Here is a 23,600-nt window from a genome sequence, read left to right as displayed (position 1 = left end):
GTCGCGCGCGGGCTGTCAAGCCCCCTTTATCGGGACCCACGCTATGCTCTGCAGGCTTATGTGTGCACTCCGCGGTTCCGTGTGAGACATTATCGGGAGGGAAAGCGGTGGCTGTGCCGCGCTTTCGGCGGTCCTGCCCGCCCAGAAAATCGCCTCCTGCGGCGGCGTCACCCGCCGTCGAAATGGACCTTGAGGGCATTGACGTAGGCTTCGGCAAACCACTGGCGCCATTCGGGGTCTTCGAGGCGGGTGCAGTCGACGGCATTGGCGAGATTGGCGGTCTCGATGAGGATCTTCGTAGGCGCCATCGTGTTTCGCAGCACGGCGGGCACGAAGGCCATGCCGTCACGGCGAATCTGCGCGCGGATAGGAGCGCTGCGGTCGTGGCGCTTGATGCGTTTTTTGCCAAGTTCCTCCATCAGGACTACGGCGAAATTGCGTGACAGGGCCTCGTCGCGTCGCCGTTCGCTGGCCGTCGAGCTGGCGTAGTTTTGTTCATCGACTTCTTTGTATTTGCCGTAGCTTGCCAGGCTGAGGGCGGGGGCTTCCTTGTCGCGGCGGCCTGACGCCCCGGGCACGTAAACCATGGCGCCGCGGAGGCTCGAATGGAGTTTGTCGCAGTGGATGCTGGAGAACACCACTTTCCTGGGATCCGTCCCTGCGGCGATCTCGCGGCGGTAGATGGAATTGGCCAGGTACCAGCGCAGATTCAGTGAGACTTTGTCTCCGTCGAGGCTGCGGTGGCGGGGGGTGGTAAGGAGCTCTTCGTCCGTATCGTGAGAGAACCGCGTACGCTCGGTCGACGAAAACGCCTGCGAACGGTCCACCATGGTCATATAAACGCGCGCCTGGGTAGAGGATTCGAGAATATGCTTGATGCGACAGGCGATGTCGTAGTTGATCTCGTCTTCGTACAGGCTGAACCGGGCGTCGGTGGTCCACGCTCCGTGGTCGCCCCCCCCGTGGCCGGGATCGAGAATGACGACAACACCCGCGAGATCCTTGCTGTGCACCGTGCCGCGCAGCTGTTGTGCTTCACGCACCACAGCCTGGTACTCTTCGCGGGCAGCCGAACCCTCCGGCATGTACTGGGCGGACAGCATTTCCATGGGGATCTTGATCTTGGTGCCCACGGGAATGGCGTGCTCGTCTTTAATGCCGCTGCGTTCCATTACGACCCTGCATGACGCGAGGATGATTGCCGCGGCCGATTCCATCACATCCACGTCGGTGAAACGGGCGACCACGTCCGTGTAGAGCGCCTCGCCCTGTTTCAAGCGGTATACGGCGTACGCGCCCGCCGCGTCCTTGCCGTATTCGAGCTCCCCGTTACTTTGGGCGAGACTGCGGGATGGCGCGTCGAGCGGCGCATCCACCGGTTCCGGGGCCGGCACCAGCGGAGAGGACGCAAGCAGGGAAGGCGGCGGGCTGGGGCGTGCCCCCGTGGGTTTTCTCATCACTTCGCGCAGGAGATTCTCCGGAAAGAAGAGACTTTGGCCCCGGTGCAGCTTGTCCGTCTCGAGATTGTTGACCGCCATAATGTCTTTGTAGACGCCGCCTCTCCCTGTGAGCCAGTTACACAGCGTCCACAGCGTCTCCTGCCCCGATTCGTCTTCGTGAATCACATAATGGGTCCAGCCGCGCTCCGTGACGGCGTCATACTTGAACACGGCCAGAAGCACGGCCCGCTGGGTGGCCGGGTTCAATTCGTCGAACGGAACAGCGACCGCCCCCGAGACGGCCTTATACATCTTCCAATCGTCCGGGTCGGCCAGATACCGCGTCGCGAACGCCTTGAGCTCCGGCCCCGTGCTTCGGTTGTATTCCAGGAGCAGGGTTCGGCCATTGCGCGCCGAGGCAAACACGCCGTTCTCGAGAGGCACCCGCACCACATCGGCGGGGGCTCCTGGTCCCGCCAGGAAGGCGGCTACGAAGGCTGTCAAGAGAATAGGTAATCTCTTGACGGCCCCGGGCCCAATCACACGGTATGTGTATTCGCGGACCATGGATTGCTCAAACCGGAAGGTTCCGCCCGAAGGCTTGGGTATCCCCAGTGTGAATAGGGACGCTATTGTCCCGGGTACAATTCGCGAAGGCGTTCCCAGACATAATCTGCAATTGCTCTCTCCGTTTCCGGTTCAACACGAATGAAACGCACGCCCACGATGGACTGTTCGCCCTCCTGAGACGCGTTTGGACGGGCCACGTGTATCACGCGCCCCTCGACGGTGCGGGTCTTGTCGCGCGGGATCGAGATAAGCATTTTGACCGAGCTGTTGAAGTCGAGCGGCGCATCCGTCTCCAGGAGAGCGCCGCCGCCGCTTAAATTGATTAGAGACGCATCGTATTTGCGCACAAGACTCTGCTCTTTCACCTGGACCGTGAGGTCAGTGGATACCCGGCAGGTGAGCCGGTGCTGGACGCGGTCCATGGCCTTCGGGCGTTGAATGACCATGGCGCCGGGATGCTCCGAGGGTCCAGCCACAACCAGGGACCGGTAACAGTTGAACCCCTCCTGATCGTGGAATTGAAGCTCGAGACCCATGCCGGAGGCGGGATAGTCCATGCCTGGAAACGAGACAGTGATGCGGTCTTCGGAGACTTCCAGGATACGGCTCAGAAAGTGCTGTCCCATCAGATTGATAAGACACTCTTTGTTCTTCCGGATATCCGGGGTGTTCTCGTCCCCAATGGCCCCATTCTTCATAAGGCGCACTCCCTTCCGAGCATTTCGGGCGCCATTCTAACACAGCTTGCGGCAACCGTCAAAACCTAAGAAAATCGGAATCGTTGTCAATGCATTTCCCGGGCTTCAAGCGGGCCTTCCTGTCCGGGTCAGTTCCTGTCCGCATTTCGTAAGCATGAACGGTTTGTGGCAAAATGGTAGTATAAGTGTTTCATTGCGTTGAGCGAGGCAGAGGTAAGCGGCTCAGGATATGAGGCAAGATGCGCACGCTATTCGCCAAATTGCTGAAGACTATCCGGAAGTACAATCCGGATGCCGACACGGATTTGGTGCGTCGGGCGTACCGCTTTGCCGACCAGGCCCACAAGGGCCAGATGCGTTTGTCGGGGGATCCCTATATTTCGCACTGCCTTGCTGTGAGCAGCAATTTGGCGCATCTTCGTCTGGATACCACCACCATAGTGGCAGGGCTCCTGCATGATGTGCTCGAGGACACGAAGGTCACCGCGGAAGAGCTCACGAACCAGTTTGGGGCGGAGATTGCCTCGCTTGTCGAGGGAGTGAGCAACATACGGGCGCTGAATCTGCCGGCTACCCTCCCCGCGGAGCTTTCGCAGCAGCAAAAACAGGCCGAGAACCTGCGAAAGATGCTTATCGCGACGGCGAGGGACGTGCGGGTCATCTTGATAAAGCTTGCGGACCGTCTGCATAACATGCGGACCATCGAGTTTCTGCCGGAGGACCGCATTTGGCGTATCTGCCAGGAGACGCTGGATATCTATGCGCCGCTGGCGAACCGGCTTGGTATGGCGCACTGGAAGTGGGAGCTCGAGGACCACGCGTTCCACCATTTGAACCCGGTCATGTACCACGAGATGGCCACGCGTGTGGCCATGAAGCGGCGCGAGCGTGAGGAGTGGCTGCAGAACACGGTGGACTTTCTTGAACAGCGTCTCGCGGAAGCCGAGGTTGTTGCGCGGGTGATCGGCCGGCCCAAGCATCTATACAGCATTTATCAGAAGATCATCCAGCAGGGCAAGGATTTCGACCAGGTGATGGACATCCTGGCGGTGCGCATCATCACGCAGACCGTGGCGGGATGTTATAACGCGCTTGGGATAGTTCACCAGCTTTGGCCTCCCGTGCCGGGCCGTTTCAAAGACTATATCGCCGTGCCCAAAGTAAACATGTATCAATCCATCCATACGACGGTCATGCGCGAAAATGGGGTGCCCCTCGAGATCCAGATTCGGACGGAGGAGATGGATCGTACCGCGCGCGAAGGCATTGCGTCCCACTGGCGGTACAAGGAGGGCATCGAAAAAAGCGATCCCAAGCTTGACAACCAGTTGCGGTGGCTTCGCCAGATGTACGAATGGCTCAACGAGGCGCATGTCCCCGAAGAACTGCTTGACAGCGTCCGGCGCGACGTCCGCGCCACGGAAGTCTACGTATTCACTCCCAAAGGCGAGGTGAAGGAGCTGCCCGCCGGCGCCACGCCTCTGGATTTCGCATACATGATTCACTCGGATGTGGGGCACCAATGTATCGGCGCGCGCGTGAGCGGCCGCATGGTGCCGCTGCGCTACCACCTGCAAACCGGCGATGTCGTCGAGATCCTGACGTCGAAGAATCAAACGCCGCACTTAGACTGGCTGGACGTCGTGGTAACGGGGAAAGCACGCACCCGCATCCGCCAGCGCTTGCGCGAGATCGGTGAACTCGAGCCATTGCCGGAACAGGAGCCGCTGCCCAAACCTGTGTCCCAAACGCCTCGCAAGGCGCCGAGCACCGTCCGCCAGGTGGATGATGAGACGCGCCAGAAACTGGTGCGTGTGCAGGGCCACAAAGGTATCGTGGTGCAGTTCGCAAAGTGCTGTAATCCCATGCCCGGCCACCCCATCATCGGATATATCACGAAGAGTCCCGGCCTCACGGTGCACCGCGCCGAATGCCCGCACTTCGGCGTGACCAAACGGGATCCCGAGCGTATTGTCGAGGCGCATTGGGACGGCGAATTGGGAGGCGTCACGCGTGAAGTCGGGATGCGCGTCACTATCGGCCCCCGCCCCAATGTTCTGGCCGATATTACGAACGCCATACGGCCCATGAACATCAGCATTACGCGGGCCGAGTACCGTCCGGGCGACAACGGCGACACCTTTTTCGATTTTGTGTTCGAAACGACCCAGGAAGAGGGGGCGAAATGGGTCGCCGCCACGTTGAGAACGGTAGCGGGCGTGGCCAGCATCAAACAGGTTTCTCCCGCAAAGCTTTTCCATACCAAAGCGTGAATCATGGACCGTTTCAAGCTCGTTACCGAGTTTACGCCGCAAGGCGATCAGCCGCCTGCGATCCGTGAACTGGCACGGAACCTTCGCGAGGCTGTTCCGCACCAGGTTCTGCTTGGCGTTACCGGTTCCGGGAAGACATTCACGGTCGCAAACGTCGTGGCCGAGGTCAACCGGCCCACCCTTGTCATCGCGCCGAACAAGATCCTCGCGGCGCAGCTCTACGGCGAGTTCAAAGACCTGTTTCCCGAAAACGCCATCGAGTATTTCGTGAGCTACTACGACTACTACCAGCCTGAGGCCTATGTTCCCGCCACGGACACGTACATCGAGAAAGAGTCCTCGATAAACGACGAGATCGACAAGATGCGCCATTCGGCGACCCGGGCGCTCTTGACGCGGCGAGACGTGCTCATCGTGGCCAGTGTTTCGTGCATCTACGGCATCGGCTCGCCGGAGACGTATGGGGCGCTTCGTGTCGAACTGGCGCCGGGCGATGTCATTTCGCGCGAGGACCTGCTGGCCGGGCTGGTGGCGATGCAGTACACGCGCAATGACGTCGATTTCCATCGTGGCGCCTTCCGCGTACGGGGCGACATCATCGACATTTTCCCCGCGTACGAGGACGCGACGGCGGTACGGGTGGAGTTGTTCGGCGACGAAATCGAGGGGCTGTACGAAATCGATCCGCTGCGAGGGGCGGTCAACCGGCGTCTGCGGCGCATGGCGATCTTTCCGGGCTCGCACTACGCAACGACTGCCGACACCATGAAGAGGGCTCTCGAGGGCATCGAGCACGAGCTCGTCGAGCGCCTGAAAGAGCTTGAGAGCGAAGGCAAGCTCCTCGAAGCGCAACGGCTCGAACAGCGCACCCGGTTCGATATCGAGATGTTGGCCGAGATCGGCTATTGCAGCGGTATCGAGAACTATTCGCGCCACCTGGACGGCCGCATGCCGGGCGAACCGCCCTACACGCTCCTGAACTATTTTCCGCAAGACAGCATCGTGGTTATCGACGAGAGCCATATCACCGTGCCGCAAATCGACGGGATGTACAAGGGCGACCGGTCGCGAAAAGACAAGCTGGTCGAGTACGGATTTCGGCTGCCGTCCGCGCGCGACAACCGCCCGCTCAAGTTCCACGAGTTCTGGAAGAAGGTCAATCAATGCATCTTCGTCAGCGCCACGCCGGGCTCCTACGAGTTGGAGCAGAGCGGGGGGTTGATCATTGAACAGGTGGTGCGTCCCACAGGGCTGGTTGATCCGGCGGTCGAGGTGCGCCCGGCAGCCGACCAGGTCGATGACCTGCTCGATGAAATTCGAAAGGTCGTTGCGGGCAGCGAGCGCGTCCTGGTGACCACCCTGACCAAACGCATGGCCGAGGATCTGACCGCTTATCTGGCCGATTTGCAGGTGCGCGTGCGGTATATGCATTCGGATGTGGAAACCCTGGAGCGCATCGAGATCGTGCGGGCGTTGCGCAGCGGCGAATTCGATGTCCTGGTGGGGATCAATCTCCTGCGCGAGGGACTGGACATCCCGGAGGTGTCGCTGGTAGCGGTGCTCGATGCCGACAAAGAAGGATACCTGCGGTCGGAGCGAAGCCTCATCCAGACCTGCGGCCGGGCCGCGCGCAACATCAACGGCCGGGTCATCATGTACGCGGATACCATGACCGGGTCGATGGAACGCGCCATCAACGAAATGAGCCGGCGCCGCGAGCTCCAGAACGCGTACAACAAGAAGCACAAGATCACGCCGCGGTCCATCAAGAAGTCCATCACGCAGGTCATGGCGAGTATCTACGAACGTGACTACGTCACGGTCCCGAAGGCTGCCGAAGAACCGGAACTCTATATGCCCAGCTTCGACATTCACAAGACCATTCGCGACCTGCGCAAGAGAATGAAGTTGGCGGCCGACAACATGGAGTTTGAAAAGGCGGCCGAATTCCGCGACCGGTTGCTGGTCCTCGAAAAACGGCAAATAGAAGAGGGCCTGTAGGGCGGGGAACGGCGCGATTCACTTGGCGCGTGCCGGCCTTCCCAACGCGTTCGCGTGGATCATTTCCACCAGGGCCATGCTTTTGGCGGCGTCGGCGAATGAGCTGATGGGTTGGCGGCCTTTCCTGATGCAGTCGATGAAATGGCGGTTCTCGCCGTAGAAGCCCAGGTAGTGGAGCGGGTCCTCCGAGCCCGCGCATTCAGCCGGGGTATAGTGCACGTCAGCGCTGCCGCCATCGACGTGCAGCGTGCCGCCGGCATCGGGCTCCGCATAGGCGGAGGCGCCAGTGGCGTGCATGGCGGCCGCGAACACGCGGTGGCCGCAGGCCCAGTTGGCGTTGAGGATGCCCGTGACGCCGTTTGAGAAGGTCACCAGGGCGTGAAAGGCGTTGGCGAATTCCGCGTCGATGGCTCTGACCGAACTCGAGACGGCGGCCACCTCGGCACCCTTGCAGGATCCCGCGAGATAGCGCAGCGTATCGACCGCGTGCACACCGTCGCACGTGAGGATGTCGATAGCGCCCTGGTAATAGTTCAGCGGGTCGGGCTGGCGCTTGATATAGGTTACCTCGACCGTATGCACGGGTCCTTTGGCCTCGACCTCAGTCTTGAGGGTGTTTATCAGCGGCACGTGGCGCCGCTGGAATCCGGCCATGGTCAAGACGCCGCTCTTCCGCGCGTGGTATGCCAGCAGGCGCGTCTGGTACGCGGTGAGGCCCGGGGGCTTTTCCACGAAGAGGTGGCACTTGCGTTGAAGCGCGTCAGCCGCCACGTCGAAGAGATGATGAGGAGGCATAATCGCATATACGGCGTGGGGACGCACCTCCTCGAGCATGCGCCGGAAGTCTTGATACGTTCGCGGAATCTTGAAGGTGTCAGCGGCCTCCTGGGCGCGCGACATGTCCAAGTCGCATACAGCCGCCAGGGTCACGTCCGGCATTTCCGCGAGTATGGGATAGTGTTGCGCGCGCGCCCATGCGCCCGCGCCGATCAAGGCGAGCTTCACGCTGTCACTTCGGCGCTTGGCCGCGGTTCTCCGTTTTGGGGCGGGCATTGAAACCTCCGGGTCCGGCTGCGCCGGGTCGACGGAATCTGCCAGAGCGTAACACCCGCCACGCACGGGTTCAAGTGGCGCTTGTCCCGTCAGATACGGGCGCCCGGCCCCGTATGTGGTAGTCCTAAGCTACTGATAATGGTTGTCTTGTGTGGACATGTCTTCCTCGCATCTGGTACCATATGGGGAATGCTTTCTGTGCGCCGCGCAGTCTGGGGAAAGCGTTGAGAAGCGGGCCGGCCGCTTCGCCTGTGTTTCGTGGCAGGGCATTTCTTGAAAGGGTTTATTGGAACTCGAAGAAGGAGCTGGCAGGAAAGGCATATATGCAAAAGGAAGAGTGCATAGAGGTTGAAGGCGAAGTCACGGAATGTTTACCTAACGCGATGTTTCGCGTGAAACTGGATAACGGACACATTGTTCTCGCACACATTTCCGGCAAGATGCGCAAGTATTTCATTCGCATTCTCCCCGGGGACCGCGTCAAACTCGAGATGTCGCCCTACGACCTGACCAAGGGACGCGTCACGTACCGGTACAAGTAACGCCCCGCCGTGCCCCAGCCCGCGATGGGCGGGCGGGGCTCCAGCCCGTGTTTCCCCGCTGATGCCCCCACGACGCCTGACAATGAACCGGAAGACGAACGAACCCCACGACTCGTCTTTTGGTGGCGCCGCCTCTCCCTCAGAACGCCGTTTTCAGCCGGTCTTCTTTGCGGTCCATTTCACCGCCTGCACCACGAGCTTCTTGAATTGAGGGTCTGCAAAGATGGACGGCCCGTGTCCGAGCTGGATGGTGCAAACCCGGGCGTTCTTGTAGGTACGCACCCACCCGACGCTCTTGTCGCTGGCAGGATTGTCTGTGGTGAGCAAGACGTGGTTGTCGGGTTCGAACAGACAGCCCTTGTACGTTTCGTCAACCGTCTTGAAGCCCGCGACGCCCTTGGTCACCGGGTGCAGGGGGTCCGCCACCTTGACGTCGATCTCGACATCGTGCTGGTAGGTCGAGCCCGGGAGCTGCTTGCCATCCTGCTCGACGGGTTCGAGCAGGTAGCGCGCGCCAATGATCTTCTGAAACTCGGGCCATTTGTTGAACCCGGAAATGATGTGATGCAGGGCGACTACGCCCACGCCCTCGTCGAGAAGTGAAATGAGGTTCTGCTGCCGTTTCTCGGAGATGTTCTGGGTCATCGAGTAGAACACGATGACGTCGTAGTCCCAGCCGGAAACGTCTTCGAAGAGTTCGCTGTGGTCCTTTTGTTCCTGAAAAACGAATTCGATGCCCTCGATTCCTTTGAAAAACCCTTCGAACGCTTCCTTATCGTAGCTGTGACCGCCAGTGACCACTACCACCCGGAGCGTCTCTTCTTGGGCGGCTCCTTCGCTCGCCAGTGCCGGAAGGCCGAATGCCGACGAAACGGCGCAGGCCAACACCAAAACGATAGCGGCTCTCATAGGATTTATTCCTTTCACGGATGTCTCTGCGCTTCATGGTAAACCTGAGGGGATTGTAGGCGCATCAGGGGCAGCATTCAATACCGGCACAGGTTGTGCAAGAACGCGGTCTTTGAGGTGGGCGGGCGTCACCGGCGGGCAAGAGAGCCGAAGGCCCGATACATAAACAGGACGCTGTGGTGCGGGGCTCCCCGCTGCTCGTGTCGGACCGGCGTGTGGGGCCGGCGCCCTCGCCCGTCACGTTGAGGCACAACTTCTGCCGCCCCTCCGGGGCTAAGGAGGCGGCCCTGGGCCACCACACGGTCCACGCGCCGCCGCCTGTAGCTGCCCGTGTTCAACGGCGTTTCGCCGCAGCGCTGGGTGCTCCCCCTGGCGGCGCACTGGTATGATGTCAAGAAAGCTTCAAGACAGGGAGGAGCGCAAATGGTAAGGCGACATGTTCAATGGGCGGGCATTCTTGCCGCCACGATGTTTGCCGCACTTGGCGGGTACCAAGCGAACGGCGAGACGGCATCAATTCCAGTGGCGCTCGTGGAAGTAGCCGGTGGAGACGCAATTGACCAGGTTAGTCACGTCTGCGACGGGGATGCCGCCACGGAAACCATGTTCGTGCACGATCCCAACCTGCCGGGCGACATCGCCACGGTGCTCACGCTCGATCTGAAGCAGCCTTTTGTGCTCGAAGGTCTGACCGTCGTGAACGGGCAATCGAAGCCTGTACGCTGGATAGAGGAAATCGAGGTCAGTGGGGATGGCGAGACATTCCGGCCGCTTCTCGGGAGGCGGGTGAACCTTCCCATGTGGCGGGGCGGCGACCGTACGAACATCCCTCTCGGTGATGCTGTTGGGCGGTATATGCGGGTCCATGTGGGCGGGGTCAAGCAGGGCGCCCTCTCCGAACTTATCCCCTCAGGCTATCCGAACTATCCCGAGCGCCACGTGATGTGCTGGTCAGGCGATTTGGAGCGTGATTACCTGGCAAAGCTGGATTACTTCGAGCACGAACTCCGCGCGACGGATCTCTGGCTCGATTTTGCCGAGACGGCCTTTCCCCAGACCAACACCAACAGCGGTCTCGAGCTTTGGGCGGACAGCGGGGCGCTCGACGCGCTCGCCCGCCGCGGCATTCGTTACTGGCTTGGGGAACACGAAGCCTTTACGTTCATGGTCAACAGTCCCGAGGATTTGCGCGACGAACAGCGCTGGCTCACGACAGTTCAAGAAATGCGCCGCATATACGCTCGCGCGCGGCAGCTGGGTTTCCGCGGCATTGTGTACGACGCCGAAGACTACGACGGTGTGCCGGAGGAAGTTCGAGAGAAGTACAAGGACGTGGCCGATCACGTCTGCGCCTGGACCTTCAACGATGAGTTCGGGTTGTCGGGTATGTATTACCATCGCGGACGGCAAGCCGGCGAGGCGATGCGCGGCGTCTGGCCCGGCGTTGTTCTCATGCAAGTATACGAGGCGCGTATGTACGCCGGGATTCCCGGGTGCAGCGACGGGAATTACTGGTGGTTGAAGGGCATCCATGACGCGGGTGTAGAGATCTGGATTGCCACGGAAAAAAGCTACGGAGCGGGGGAGAACGAGATGGCCGCCCCGGATGTGCCCAGCCATCTGGTCCGCTGGTTCGTGGATCCCAGTTCGTTCGTGAAAGATGTGCACAAAGCCTATCCATTCGCCGCGCGCGTGCTGCCGGGGTACCATCCGTGGAACACACGCACCCGCAAGCCCAACTACCTGCCCAAGTACCTGGACGAACAGCTCGAGAAGACGCGCGGGGTTGCGAGGGGATGCTGGATTTACTGTGAAGGCAATGCTCAGGGGGGCGACCCGCGGGAGGTCCTCGAGCGGACCGTTTGTCAGAAGTACGCTGTCACCCCCGAGGACTATCTCGCCGCATTTCAGCGCCACCAGACCTCGCGGGACGACAAATAGTCATCGACATCCCATCCGTGGCAATGGGTTTCCCTGCCCTTCCTGCAGCGACGTTCCCTGCGGCACACCACCCCGGCCTGTCTGGCGCACCTTCACGCATTTTGGGCTTACGATTCCAGCGCTGCGAGATAGTCGGACAATGCGCCTATGTTCCGGACAAACGTCTGGGTGTCGATAACGCGGTCGGCGGACCCTTTGGGGTGATACCGGAGGTCTCCCGCTTCGGTCCATGCGCCGCGTTCGTCCAGCGCATCGATGAGGGCCTGGGCTCTTTGGGCAAGTTCGGGGGTCATGCGCGGTTTAGAAGGGGCGGACTGGGTCTTCAATTCTTCTGGCGGCGTGTTCTTGAGACGCTCGTATTCCTTGCGAATGGAAGCGAGCGATGAATCCACGATAAAGGCGTAGTGCGTGGGCATATCGTCACTGCTGTACGTGAGCTGGTAATCCTTGGTGAAATACAGGGGAGTGTTGGTGCGGAGTTCGTAGAACCGCGCGAGACGGCCGTCCGGCAGCGCGGATTTCTCGTAGTAATCCAACGCGCGGGGGAGGGGTTCGAGGTATTTTGTTTCGCCGGTCTTTCGGTACAGATACAGGAGCGTATGCATCACCGCCTGCGATTCTCCGCCGGTGACCGCCGGAGGTTCGAATTTCCGGGCCCATGCGGGGTGCATTTCGGCGTCGTACTGTTGCGCCCAGCCCGGCTGCGGATCGGGCATCTGCGCGAGAATGATGAAATCGCCTGCGCGCAGCGCGGCCTCGCGGCAGTCGGCCCTGTCGTATGTCTCCGCGGCGTCGAACATGGTCTCTATGGCGTCGTTGATGGTGCTGTCGTTGAACGTGTAGTAACCCTGGTAGTAGGCTCCTTCATAGGTCCGAGACCACTCGTCAGGATACGATGCAGGCTTGACGGGGAAGTCCTGGGAATTGTACGAGCCGGTGAATCGCTGCGGCCACGCGCCGTTCGGGTATTGCGCCGCCAACAGCTTTTCGAGCCCATACATGACCGCGCCGTGAATGGCCTCATCCTCGAAGTTGAGGGTCTTGTCCATCTGCATCAGAAAGCGCAGGGCGGCCTGGGTCGTGTTGTCGTCGAGGGTGCTGACGTTCTGGCCTTTGGCCTCAGGCGAATCAGCGCGGTATGCGTATGATTCGCGCTTTTTGGGGTCGAATTCGATCGAATATTGCCAGCCCCCGGAAACCAGCTGCCCTTTCACGAGTGCATGGGCCGTTTGCCGTGCCGCGTCGAGGAGATAGGGTTCGCCCGTCTTCTCGTACGCCTGAAGAAAGGACGTGCCCACGGTCGGCGTGCCGGGAGGCTGTACCCATGCCTGCGTTGCGGTGGCCTTGCCTTCGCCTTCCCGCAGCGTGAGGTCGGCCGTGTACCGCCACAAATAGCCGCCCTCGATGGACACGTCGTTTTGGAAGAATTCCACGGCCTTCCGGAGCGCCCCCGCAGCCTGTTCCCGGCCCGGGGCGGCGTCTTGGCCGGCCCATGCCGGGAAAACGGCCGTGAACAGGATGCTCAACGCTGCTGTACGTGGGCTCATTCTCAGTTCCTCTTGATAAGCACAAAAGACTTGCTAACAGGTTGCACTTTTCGAATTATCAAGGCATTCTTATCGCAGTTCTGCCCGGAAGACTTCAAGTTTCTGACGCGTTGACCGTGGCAAAGGGGTGGGATTTTGATGTATTTTCGAGGCCAGCCGGACCGGAGCCTATCGAATCACGCCGCGGGCCAGGTCTGAGAGACCGAAGCAGAAGGGGGGTGCGCGTGCGCTACGCCATCATCTCCGACATTCACGGCAATCTGGAAGCCCTTAATGTCGTCTTGGCGTATATCGATGAGCACACGATTCCCCGGACCATATGCCTCGGGGACGTTGTCGGCTATGGCGCATCGCCCGACGAATGCGTGTCAGCCATTCGCGCGCGGGACATTCCCACTATTCTTGGCAATCACGATGCCGTAGCCTGCGGCCAGGAAGAGCCGTGGGGATTCAACCAGCTCGCCTTATCGGCCGTCAAGTGGACTACCGAACACCTCAGCCCGGACAATCTCGAGTGGCTCAAGAATCTGCCCCTGAGCATGGTCTGCGACTCGTTCCTGGCTGTTCATGCCACCCCGGAAGAGGGGGAATGGGATTACATCTTCTCGTGGCAAGAGACGCGGCCCTATATTGACAAACTGCTCGAAAGAAACTATCGCGTATGCTTCTTTGGCCATACGCATTGTCCGGGCATCTTCACCGACGACGGGGTGTACGCCTTGGACGAAGAGTCAAGATTCACCCTGGACCCCCGGAAGGTATACCTGATCAACCCCGGCTCGGTAGGACAGCCCCGGGACGACGATGCCCGGGCGTCGTTCGGCATCTTCAACTCGGAAACCGAGGAATACGAGCTGGTGCGGGTTCCTTATGACGTTGATGCGGCGGCCCGGCGCATCGTCGAGGCGGGTCTTCCGTTGTTTCTTGCTGACCGCTTGCACCAAGGGCACTGAGCTGCTCCGGGTGGCTGTATCAGTCGCGCAAGCTCCGCAGAAACGGCGTGAACCATTTCCAGCCCCGGATGCGGGAGAGGCACAGCTCCGACTCCAGGGGGCTTCGCCCAGGAAGCGTACCGGCTGCCCGGCCGTTTGACTCTCCCTGTGCATGCCCCCTACAATACGTGCTTACTGAGTTTGAGATGGGTCCTTCGGGCAGGGGAGGACTGTACGCCGAGTGCACCTTATGCCGGGGCCAGTGTGAGCCATCAGGCAAACATGCCCTGCCCGGGCGTTCGTATCAATTGCGCAAAGGGTTCTCCTGCGTGGAGAACGAAGCGGAGGAATTACCATGGCGTCTCTGGCAGACTTGGACATCAGCAAACCGTTTGTGGCAACGGTCATCAGTAACGAACGCATCACTCCGGCGGACTCGGAGGAGGATATCCGGAATATCGTTATTGAGCTGGAGGATGACTTCTCGTACACCGTGGGGGACAGCATCGGGCTGCTGGTGCCGGGTCCGCACGAGTTTGGCAGCGAATATCACCTCCGCCTGTACACCATAGCCGGCGGCAAGAAGGCCTCCGGCGGAAAAACGCGCCTGACGCTCTGCGTGAAGAGGTGTTTTTACATCGACGACTACAGCGGCGAGAAGTACGAAGGCAAGGCTTCCAACTATTTTTGCGACCGGACGGCCGGTGATAAGCTCACGATGGCAGGGCCGTACAAAGGCGCGTTCTCGATCCCCGATGACGACACGACGAACCTCCTGATGGTCGGATTGGGCACGGGCATCGCCCCGTTCCGCGCATTTGTTCGCCACATTTACGACGAGCGCGGCGGCTGGAAGGGCAAAGTTCGCCTGTTCTTCGGCGCCAAGACCGGTCTCGAAATGATCTATATGAACGACAAGCGCGATGACTTCGCCAACTACTACGACGAAGGAACGTTCAAGGCGTTTGAGGCGGTCAGCCCCCATCCAGCGCTCGATGCCCCCATCGCGCTGGACAAAGCCATCGAGCAGAACGCTCACGAAGTGTGGGACATGGTCCGCGACCCCGATACGTATGTCTACGTGGCCGGACATGAGAAGGTGAGCGAACTTCTGGACGAGGCCATGGCCAAGATCGCCGGTTCGCAAGAGAAATGGCAGCGGCGCAAGGCCGAGCTCAAGGCAGGCAAGCGCTGGATGGAGCTTATGTATTAGTAGGCTGAATGCCCCACGGATACGGACAGGGCGCCTCGATGAATGCGCGAGGCGCCCTTTTTCGTGGGCGCGGGGGCGTTCGCCGGCGTCCCGCTCACGCTCGCGAAAACCTGCGCATGATTGAATATCCGCTAACCTTTCGTCCTTGTTTCGGAGGACGCGATGGGGGTATCATGCCTGTGGGGAAGAGGCGGCTCCCGATCAATCTTCTAACGAACCAACGATAGGGGTGTTTCGGCAATCCCGGGATACGCAAAGAAGGACACGAGGTCCGGTCCCCGGGACAAGAGCCAAATCTGCCAGATCACGGGGAGTTCCTGGGCACGGTCCCGGGAAGGCCTGCAGGGGCATCAAAACTCAAGGAGAGAGAGAAATGAGGAAGCGAGCTGGATTTACGTTGATTGAACTGTTGGTGGTTATTGCAATTATCGGCATACTTGCCGCTATCTTGCTGCCGGCGCTCGCGCGCGCCCGTGAGGCTGCCAGAAGGGCGAGTTGCGCCAACAACCTGAAACAACTCGGAATTGTTCTGAAGATGTACGCCAACGAATCGAAGGGCGAAAAGTTCCCTCACAAGGTACAAGGCCCTCAGATGCCAACGGATGACCCGAGCGTTCCGCGTGTCGCGACCGAAATGTGCTGGATGCCCAATCCGGCCAGCATCTATCCCGAATACTTGACTGACCCGAACGTGCTCATTTGCCCCTCGGACCCGGAAGGCAAGAATATGCTGGACCCGAACACGGGCGGCAACTGGGTCCGCGCCGACGGCGAACTTGACATGAATCCTGCCGACGGCATCAACCTCCTTGACGGATGGGGAAGATTCGCGAACCAGGGCGACTCATCCTACACCTATATGGGGTACGCCGTTGGCAGCAATGAATGGATTGACAATGAGATCTGGGGTGGCGGCGATGCGGAGCTGGGTGCGCTTCTGGCCGCCCAAGCGCTCCTGCCTCTGTTCAACGACACCGAAGCAGACCACACCATCGCCCATCCCACGTTGGGAAACCTTAACGCATACCGTCTTCGCGAGGGCATCGAGCGGTTCTTCATCACGGATATCAACAATCCGGCTTCCAGCAGCATGGCTCAGTCTACCCTGGCAGTCTGGTGGGATGTGCTGAATACCTCCGTGAATGATTTCAACCACATCCCCGGCGGCTCTAACGTGCTCTATATGGACGGGCACGTCGAGTTCATCCGGTATCCCAGCGAAAAATTCCCCGTGTCTGAGGACCTTGCCCGGATCGGCGGTGTCGACGCCGCGACCTGAGCATCCCAAGGACCCAACGGCAGAATGCCTGCAACGCCGTGAGCTGAGAGGTTCACGGCGTTGTTCTTATGTGTCCTGGTTTTTCTGTTCAGAACAGCCAGTAGGAAGAAGCGGCGCGAGGCGATGGACCGGACGGGCCGTTAACGCCATGCGAGCACTCTCCGCACGAATACCACCAACACGGTCAACTTGTCGGGGATGAACTGGCGCAATGTGGGGGCGCTGTCCCGGGGGAAACGGTGGTTTCGCGCGAATTCCTCGGCGTCAAACGGTGTTCCGTCCGGAAGAGTGCTCATGCTGGCCAGAGTATCCACCGGAACGTGGTGCTGTTCAGAGACTGTTTGAAGGGCCTTGTTGATGTAGAGCGTATCGAGCAGTCCCGCGTATTGCATGACAAACAGGGCGTTCCAGGCGGCGCACACGGCGATGACGAGTCCGGCCCACCGCGGTCTGGCGGTCCTGTAGCGCGAGAGTACCGTCGCCAGGCCTACCGCGAAGAAGGGTGTGCAATTGACAAGACGGCGCATTCCGAACGACCACCCCGTGTCACCCGCGCAGGCGGTGATATAGACCTGAATCAGCACGGCGGCCGCCATCGCCGCATAGGCTTTCTTGTCGTCCTCAGGCCAGAGGAACAGGCCCAGAACGCCCATCGCCATGAGCGGAGTCCAGGTGAAGAGGCCTTCACGGGCCGAGAACAACACGCGAACCAGCGCCGGCCGAAACCACGTCATAAACCCCGGACCCTGCGGGATGGTCACGAACGACCCGTACAGGACATGCCAGCCGGCCATCTGGGGACTGAACACCAGGGCCGCCGCCGCGCCGCATACGGCCAGGCGGGCGAGCTTATTCCGGTCGGTTTTCCAGAGAAGGTCGATGGCTGGTATGACGGCGAACATCGCATTCTGCCAGCGGACCAAGGCGGCCAGGCCGAGTGAGCCGCCGATCAACGCCCATCCCCACACCGTCTCGAATTTGCGCAGGCGCAGCCACGCGCACAGAAACAGGGCCATCGCAAAGAACGAACACGCGTGCGCCATGGCTTCCTGGGCATAGGCATAGTACAAGGCGGGAGAACACGCCCATGCGCCGATGGCCGCAAGGCTGCTCGTGCGCCTGTCCCAGCGCGCGCGCAGCGCCGCGAATACCAACAGCGCGCCCGCCGTGCCGTAGACGATGTTGGCGAGAAAAACCGCCGTGTGGTAGGGCTGCGAATACCCGTCGGCCGGGATGCCGCCCATCGTTGCCGCAAAATGGCCGGCCGCGACAAACGGCGCCCACAATATCGCGGGCCCTATCGAGAATGCGTTGGGAACGCGGCCGGTCGCGGTGCGGGGGCCGCCGGGGTCGACGGGGCTGCCTTTTGTGAGGGCTTCTTCCTCGGGGACCAGCGCGCGATATTCGTTCTCGAAGTCGAGGTCGTGATCGAACGCCAGGGACCGCAGCCACGCGTAGTACGCCACGGGGTCAACGCCCTCGATACGCTCCTCGGGCGGCGAAAACGTGCCTGCCAGCGCGAAACACAGCCAGAAAAAGAGACCGAGCCCGAGAATCAGCGTAGTCCCGGAATGAGGGCGTTCGAGCCAGGGCAATCGGCGCTCCGGCTTTTCCCCCGAGACCTCTGGCGTCGCTTCTGTGGCGTTCATCTCCGCTCGTTGCCTGCCGGCGCATTCCCGGACGCGTCATGCGGAGGCGGCTTATGCCAGCCCCCGGCGTTCTTCGTAGGCGCGAATCTTGTCTTCGTGGCGGAGGGTCAGCGCAATCTGATCCCAACCGTTCAGGAGCCGTTCCTTGAGAAACGGGTCCAGATCAAACGCGATACTCTCGCCGTTCGGTTTCGTAATCGTCTGCGCGGGCAGGTCGATTGTCAGTCGATACCCTTCCCGGGCGCGCACTTCCTGGAACAATTGCTCGACCACTCCACCCGGCAGCTTGATGGGGAGTATGCCATTGTTGAAGCAGTTGTTGTAGAAAATGTCGGCGAAGGACGGCGCCAGCAGGCACCGGAATCCATAGTTGTCAAGCGCCCAGGGAGCATGTTCGCGCGACGAGCCGCAGCCGAAATTGTCCTTGGCCAGCAGAATGCTCGCCCCCTGGTACCGCGGCGCGTTCATCTCGAAATCAGGATTCGGCGTTTTGCCGTCGTCAAGGTAGCGCCAGTCGAAAAACAGGGCGTCTTCGTAGCCCGTGCGCGCCACGCGCTTGAGAAACTGCTTCGGGATAATCTGGTCCGTATCGACATTGAGCGCCTCGAGCGGCGCGACAATGCCCGTCAGCATGGTAAATGGTTTCATCGGTTCACTCCTCAAACGGTCGATGTTTCCGTGTCAGTCCAAGGCCTAGTCGTGTCTATGGACGCGGACGCGCTGGTAATAGTGGTGTCCGGAGCGCGCCCCTCCCCCGTGGCTGGCTACATCGAGCACGACGCCAACGATGAGCGCCGCCAGCCCCCATCCCTTGAGGCCGCCCAGCGAATTGGCCGCGAACGCATACCCGCAGGTCGTGTACGGCATGAAAAAAAAGCCCAGCAGCGGCCAGAGGATGGTGTCAAAGGCCCGGCCGCCGTACCCGCTCAGCCACATCACGAACAGCGCAATTCGCGGGAAAATAAGCGCAACCACGCCCAAACAGCAACCCATGACCGCCTCCTTTGCTTCGCTCTATTTGTATTCCCAGTCGCGAATGTCGACGAAGTGTCCTTCGATTGCGGCGGCGACGGCCATGGCCGGGCTCACCAAGTGCGTCCGGCCGCCCTTGCCCTGGCGTCCCTCGAAATTGCGATTCGACGTTGCCGCACACCGGTCGCCCGGATTCAACACGTCGGCGTTCATGGCCAGGCACATCGAGCAGCCGGGTTCACGCCACTCGAACCCGGCTTCCCTGAAGATCTGGTCCAGGCCTTCCTTTTCGGCCAGCGCCTTGACCTGCCGCGAACCGGGTACCACGAGGGCCTGCTCAACGGCCGCGTGGACTTTGTAGCCTTTGGCCACCCTGGCGCCTTCCCGGAGGTCTTCGATGCGGCCGTTCGTGCATGAACCGAGGAACATCTTGTTGATCGTGATGTCTCTGATGGGCAGTCCCTCGGGCAAATCCATATATTCCAGGGCCTTCTTGGCAGCGAGACGCGCGTTGGCATCCGCAATCTCGTTCAGCCGCGGCACCGTGCCGCTGACGCCCGTGACCATTCCGGGCGAGGTGCCCCACGTGACCTGCGGCTCGATTGCTGCCCCATCGAGTTCAACGAGCGAGTCGTAGGAACAGCCGGGGTCGGATGCCCAGGCCTGCCATCCTCTGACAAGTTCCTCGTGGCTCGTGCCCTTCGGCAGACGGGGCCGGCCCTTCAGGTATTCAAACGTGGTGGTATCGGGAGATACGAGACCGGCCCGGGCCCCGGCCTCGATAGTCATGTTGCAGACCGTCAACCTCCCTTCCATCGTCATGTTGCGGATCACTTCCCCGGTGTATTCGAGCACATAGCCTGTGCCGCCGGCCGTGCCGATTTTGCCGATGATGGCGAGGATTACGTCCTTCGGCGTGACGCCCGCGCCCAGTTTGCCGCTCAGACGCACTTCCATGGTCTTTGATTTTCGCTGCAACAGGGTCTGGGTGGCCAGCACGTGCTCGACCTCGCTTGTGCCGATGCCGAACGCGAGCGCGCCAAACGCCCCGTGCGTCGCCGTATGCGAATCCCCGCATACGATGGTGAATCCCGGCTGCGTCAGCCCCAGTTCCGGACCGATCACGTGCACAATGCCGTTGAACTCGCTGTTCATGTCGAAGCACGTCACTCCAAACTGTTTGCAGTTGGCGAGGAGCGCCTCAACCTGGGTCTTTGACAGGGCGTCCGCAATGGGTTTAGTGCGGTCCGTAGTCGGAATGTTGTGGTCCATGGTCGCGAACGTGAGTTCAGGGTGCCGCACCTTGCGCCCCGCCAGCCTCAGACCCTCGAAGGCCTGGGGCGAAGTCACCTCATGAACAAAATGCCGGTCAATGAACAGCAGCGTGTCCCGGCCCGGTTCCTCGTACACCACGTGAGCGTCCCAGATTTTCTCGTAAATATTCCTTGCCATGCCCATTTCCTCTGCGTTCGGTTACGTATATTGCGCGTTCCGCATATTGCCAAGCGGTGGAACCCGAGCAAGAGCGCCACGACGGCTTCTTTCATACAAGACACTATGCGCAGGGACATAGCTTACCGCAACAGGCCATGCCATCGCCAACGGCGCGAAACATGCTTTCAGATTGCAGCTTACCCCTCTTCAGCGCCCAAGGCGCGAAACATGGGGTGTCCGGACCGCCGACGCGGCAGACGGCACAAGAATGCCGAGCTGGCGCTCGGCGCTCCCAGGGGCGTCATCTCCTTGCCGTGGTCAGATAACCCCGCCAACGGCCAACGGCAGGCGTCCCCCAGAGCACCAACGGCGGCGGCATGGGACCTCCGGAGCGCCGAAGGCGCGTAACATACCAGCCTGGCCTGAAGGGCCAGGTGATGGGATTCAAAACAGGCAAGAGGGCTGAAGGCCCGAAACATATTGGGGATTGAACGGCCGCACGACGTAATGTTCCGGGCCTTCAGCCCGGTGAGGATTTTTGGGGGGCCGGTTTCCTTGGCCTTCAGCCAAGGCTGGTATGTTTCGCGCCGTTGGCGCTGTAAAGGCCGGTATGTTATGCGCCGTTGGCGCTTTGTCGGACTGTTGTGTCCGAGGCGGGGGCGTCCCAAATGTGGGCCGGGATATCTGCCGGTCCCACACGTGGCGGAATGACCGGCAAGGGCGCCGGTCTCACACAAGCAGGAGCGAGGGCGCCGGTCCCACACGGGCGGCGGGCCCACAAGGAGAACGCGCCAATGAAGATGCTCGCCGGAGGAAGCGGACCCGCAGCGCGGCGTTCAGGTAATCAACTGGAACACGGTGTGCTTCTCGAACACCTCGTCTTCACCCGGGGTTTCGCGAAGAATCGTGTGATAGAGGACATGAACCGGCCCTTCGGCCTCGTTCCGGAACCATTTCTCGAGGAGTTCGAACCCTTCGGCCATGGCTTCGCGCAACGGGAGCCACAGGTGCGCGCATGCTTCGTTGAGCACCGTCGCGTTGTGGGAATAGGTCCACGGCAGCACGTCGACGTTCTTGCCGAGGACGCGTCCGGTGCGCCGCACTCCTTCGCGGATGCTCGCGGAGTCTTCGCCGCCGCTGCTGTCGATCAGCGCGGTCACCGTCGGGTCGGAGAGCAGCCGGAAGACAGCGTTGATTACGTCCGCCGACTCCAGGGTGACCGGGCGGACCAGGTTTTCGTCGAAGGGAATGCCGTTGGCTTCGCAGGCGCGCGCGTAGCCGCGGAGACGGGCGTTGCCGGGCTGCATATTCCTGAACGGCTTCAACATGCCGATGCGCTTGTGGCCCCGCTTGATGAGGTAATCCGTGCTCAGATACGCCCCCTCCTCGATATCAATCGTGGCGCTGCTGCACTCGGGGAACGTATCCATGCGGCAGGAGGTCATGTAGGGGGCGCCCGACTTGTGTACCCTGCGGACCACGGGGTCGTCTTCGGTCAGAACACCGGCGATTACCAGGCCGGAGTACCGCTGTTCCCAGAGGCCGCGGGCATAATCGTGGTGGTTGGCCGTCGCGTAGGGGTTCAGATCGAACACAACGAAATTCCCCTTCGACCCGAATACCCGGTCCAGCTCGACGAACAGCCAGTTCAGCATGGTGCTGCTCAGCGGAACGACCGAACGGGGGGCCGGCAACGTCACGCCAATGCAGTCGCGGGTGGTCGTGCGAAGGCTGCGCGCCCCCGTATGCGGGTAGTACGCCACTTCTTCGATGATAGACTCGACCCGCCGCCGCGTGTCTTCCGCGACGCCCCGCTCCTGATTCACCACACGGCTGACGGTCTTCGCCGAGACACCCGCCTCACGCGCGATATCGTGAATCGTCCATGACATGTCGTTAGGACGCGTCGTTTTCTCCATCTCGACCTTTTCCCACCCTCGCCCTATGCCATCCGGGTTCAATCGCCATGACAACGATTACCAGACAGGGCTTGACACAGACTACTTCACGTAGTTTACAGCATAGCGCATGAGATGTCCACAGAATTTTAATGTTAGTCAATAAACACAGGCAAAACCGCGGTGCAAAAATCCTCTTGACAGCCTACCCAATCTATGCTATGGTTCCTTTGACATCGTTGTCATTATTGGGCCGCCACAAGCAGTTGAACACGAGCGAACGCTCTCGTTCCCCGCCCGAAAGGCGCCGTCATCTGAGTTCTTCGGCGTGCGGGAATCTCAAAACAGGGCGTTGATGTTTGTTTTTGTTGATAGTTTCATATCTGGAATGTGGATATTCCTGCGGCATGTGGCCGCGGGTTTGTGGGCAGCCTCTGGGAAGGCTTCATAGAGCAACATAAAGGAGAATGGATCATGAAGAAAGGCTTTACGCTAATCGAGCTGCTGGTCGTCATCGCTATTATCGGCATTCTGGCGGCCATCCTGCTCCCCGCACTCGCCCGCGCACGCGAAGCGGCCCGCCGCGCAAGTTGCGCCAATAACCTCAAACAGCAGGCACTCGTTTTCAAGATGTTCGCCAACGAATCCAAGGGCGAACAATGGCCCCCCATGCAGCTTCAGTATTTCCACCCTCTGTTCACCCCCAATGTCGTCCGCGTTAATGACACGTTCGCGCTGGACTTCGGGCCCCTGGTGACGGACATTTACCCCGAATACCTTACGGACCCGGCGATCTTCTTCTGCCCGTCGGACGCGGATGACGGCACGCAGAACTATACCGGCGCGAACGGCGAGAACTTCTTCGGAAGTGGCGAAAAACTGGATGTGATTGAGGATGGTCACGGCTGTAACTACGGCGGCGCGTGCATCAAGTCGGTCGACATGAGCTACCGGTATAACGGCTTTGTCTATGACCGTGCCGGCGACGACTATCCGACCAAGTCGCTGGCGGGCGTGGCGATGATCCTTACCCCGTTGGGCGTCGTTGTCGATCCTGCCATCCTGGGGCCCGCCCAGGTCGTCGAGACCTGGGAAAGCTTCCTTGGCGCAGTGGCTGCCGCATACACGGCATCGGACATCGAGGGTGTCAATAACGCGATACGCGGTGATGCCAGCGTGACCGCCGGGAACGGCAACGGCGGCGGCTCGACGGTGTACCGCCTGCGTGAAGGCATCGAGCGCTTCATGAT

The 23,600-nt window shown here is 60.6% G+C and carries 18 protein-coding genes; 8 read left to right on the top strand and 10 right to left on the bottom strand.

Going from position 1 to position 23,600, the window contains the following annotated elements; all coding sequences use genetic code 11:
• Positions 1 to 167 precede the first annotated feature (167 nt).
• Both PLJ71_12790 and PLJ71_12785 read right to left on the bottom strand, forming a co-directional pair.
• Positions 168 to 1,943, bottom strand: coding sequence for an N-acetylmuramoyl-L-alanine amidase (locus PLJ71_12790; protein ID HQM49556.1), 1,776 nt, complete (start codon positions 1,941 to 1,943; stop codon positions 168 to 170).
• A 125-nt stretch (positions 1,944 to 2,068) separates the two neighbouring features.
• Entirely contained in the window at positions 2,069 to 2,707 is a 639-nt protein-coding gene (locus PLJ71_12785; protein ID HQM49555.1) for a PilZ domain-containing protein, read from the bottom strand.
• A gap of 239 nt (positions 2,708 to 2,946) precedes the next feature.
• On the opposite strand from PLJ71_12785, the gene PLJ71_12780 reads away from it, so the two are divergent.
• Entirely contained in the window at positions 2,947 to 4,980 is a 2,034-nt protein-coding gene (locus tag PLJ71_12780; protein ID HQM49554.1) for a bifunctional (p)ppGpp synthetase/guanosine-3',5'-bis(diphosphate) 3'-pyrophosphohydrolase, read from the top strand.
• 3 nt (positions 4,981 to 4,983) lie between these two features.
• Positions 4,984 to 6,981, top strand: coding sequence for an excinuclease ABC subunit UvrB (gene uvrB / locus PLJ71_12775; protein ID HQM49553.1), 1,998 nt, complete (start codon positions 4,984 to 4,986; stop codon positions 6,979 to 6,981).
• Between the two features lie 18 nt (positions 6,982 to 6,999).
• Here uvrB and PLJ71_12770 read toward each other — a convergent pair whose 3' ends face one another.
• Positions 7,000 to 7,986 (bottom strand): Gfo/Idh/MocA family oxidoreductase, encoded by a 987-nt coding sequence (locus PLJ71_12770; GenBank protein HQM49552.1) that lies wholly within the window; start codon positions 7,984 to 7,986, stop codon positions 7,000 to 7,002.
• Positions 7,987 to 8,357: 371 nt separating this feature from the next.
• Between PLJ71_12770 and infA the strand changes: the two genes are divergently transcribed.
• Positions 8,358 to 8,576: a translation initiation factor IF-1 gene (gene infA / locus PLJ71_12765; GenBank protein HQM49551.1), complete on the top strand. Its 219-nt coding sequence runs from the start codon at positions 8,358 to 8,360 to the stop codon at positions 8,574 to 8,576.
• A gap of 153 nt (positions 8,577 to 8,729) precedes the next feature.
• Here the strand turns inward: infA and PLJ71_12760 are convergent, their stop codons facing one another.
• Complete coding sequence (locus PLJ71_12760) at positions 8,730 to 9,485, bottom strand: ThuA domain-containing protein (GenBank protein ID HQM49550.1); 756 nt, start codon at positions 9,483 to 9,485, stop codon at positions 8,730 to 8,732.
• Between the two features lie 423 nt (positions 9,486 to 9,908).
• Between PLJ71_12760 and PLJ71_12755 the strand changes: the two genes are divergently transcribed.
• On the top strand, positions 9,909 to 11,426 hold the full coding sequence (locus PLJ71_12755; protein ID HQM49549.1) for a hypothetical protein: 1,518 nt from the start codon (positions 9,909 to 9,911) through the stop codon (positions 11,424 to 11,426).
• Positions 11,427 to 11,533: 107 nt separating this feature from the next.
• On the opposite strand, the gene PLJ71_12750 is transcribed toward PLJ71_12755, so the two are convergent.
• Positions 11,534 to 12,973: a pectate lyase gene (locus tag PLJ71_12750; GenBank protein ID HQM49548.1), complete on the bottom strand. Its 1,440-nt coding sequence runs from the start codon at positions 12,971 to 12,973 to the stop codon at positions 11,534 to 11,536.
• Positions 12,974 to 13,197: 224 nt separating this feature from the next.
• On the opposite strand from PLJ71_12750, the gene PLJ71_12745 reads away from it, so the two are divergent.
• From PLJ71_12745 to PLJ71_12735, 3 genes are all read left to right on the top strand, one after another.
• Complete coding sequence (locus tag PLJ71_12745) at positions 13,198 to 13,926, top strand: metallophosphoesterase family protein (protein HQM49547.1); 729 nt, start codon at positions 13,198 to 13,200, stop codon at positions 13,924 to 13,926.
• A gap of 334 nt (positions 13,927 to 14,260) precedes the next feature.
• On the top strand, positions 14,261 to 15,118 hold the full coding sequence (locus PLJ71_12740) for a ferredoxin-NADP reductase (GenBank protein ID HQM49546.1): 858 nt from the start codon (positions 14,261 to 14,263) through the stop codon (positions 15,116 to 15,118).
• Positions 15,119 to 15,491: 373 nt separating this feature from the next.
• Entirely contained in the window at positions 15,492 to 16,397 is a 906-nt protein-coding gene (locus PLJ71_12735) for a prepilin-type N-terminal cleavage/methylation domain-containing protein (protein ID HQM49545.1), read from the top strand.
• Between the two features lie 140 nt (positions 16,398 to 16,537).
• On the opposite strand, the gene PLJ71_12730 is transcribed toward PLJ71_12735, so the two are convergent.
• The 5 genes from PLJ71_12730 to PLJ71_12710 all read right to left on the bottom strand — a co-directional run bounded on the left by PLJ71_12730 (position 16,538) and on the right by PLJ71_12710 (position 22,371).
• Entirely contained in the window at positions 16,538 to 18,046 is a 1,509-nt protein-coding gene (locus tag PLJ71_12730) for a hypothetical protein (GenBank protein ID HQM49544.1), read from the bottom strand.
• Between the two features lie 51 nt (positions 18,047 to 18,097).
• The gene (gene leuD / locus PLJ71_12725) at positions 18,098 to 18,694 is read right to left on the bottom strand and encodes a 3-isopropylmalate dehydratase small subunit (protein ID HQM49543.1); all 597 of its coding nucleotides are present in this window, start codon (positions 18,692 to 18,694) and stop codon (positions 18,098 to 18,100) included.
• Between the two features lie 45 nt (positions 18,695 to 18,739).
• Positions 18,740 to 19,039 carry a hypothetical protein gene (locus PLJ71_12720; GenBank protein ID HQM49542.1) on the bottom strand — a complete coding sequence of 100 codons (300 nt, stop codon included), beginning with the start codon at positions 19,037 to 19,039 and terminating at the stop codon, positions 18,740 to 18,742.
• 21 nt (positions 19,040 to 19,060) lie between these two features.
• Entirely contained in the window at positions 19,061 to 20,470 is a 1,410-nt protein-coding gene (leuC, locus tag PLJ71_12715) for a 3-isopropylmalate dehydratase large subunit (protein HQM49541.1), read from the bottom strand.
• Between the two features lie 818 nt (positions 20,471 to 21,288).
• Positions 21,289 to 22,371 (bottom strand): LacI family DNA-binding transcriptional regulator, encoded by a 1,083-nt coding sequence (locus PLJ71_12710; protein HQM49540.1) that lies wholly within the window; start codon positions 22,369 to 22,371, stop codon positions 21,289 to 21,291.
• Positions 22,372 to 22,824: 453 nt separating this feature from the next.
• On the opposite strand from PLJ71_12710, the gene PLJ71_12705 reads away from it, so the two are divergent.
• On the top strand, positions 22,825 to 23,600 hold a 776-nt coding region (locus tag PLJ71_12705; protein HQM49539.1), incomplete at its 3' end, for a prepilin-type N-terminal cleavage/methylation domain-containing protein.

The organism is Candidatus Hydrogenedentota bacterium, assembly GCA_035416745.1.
GTDB lineage: Bacteria > Hydrogenedentota > Hydrogenedentia > Hydrogenedentales > SLHB01 > UBA2224.
Note: the sequence above shows the minus strand (reverse complement) of the source record. Positions and strands in the feature narration are given on the sequence as shown.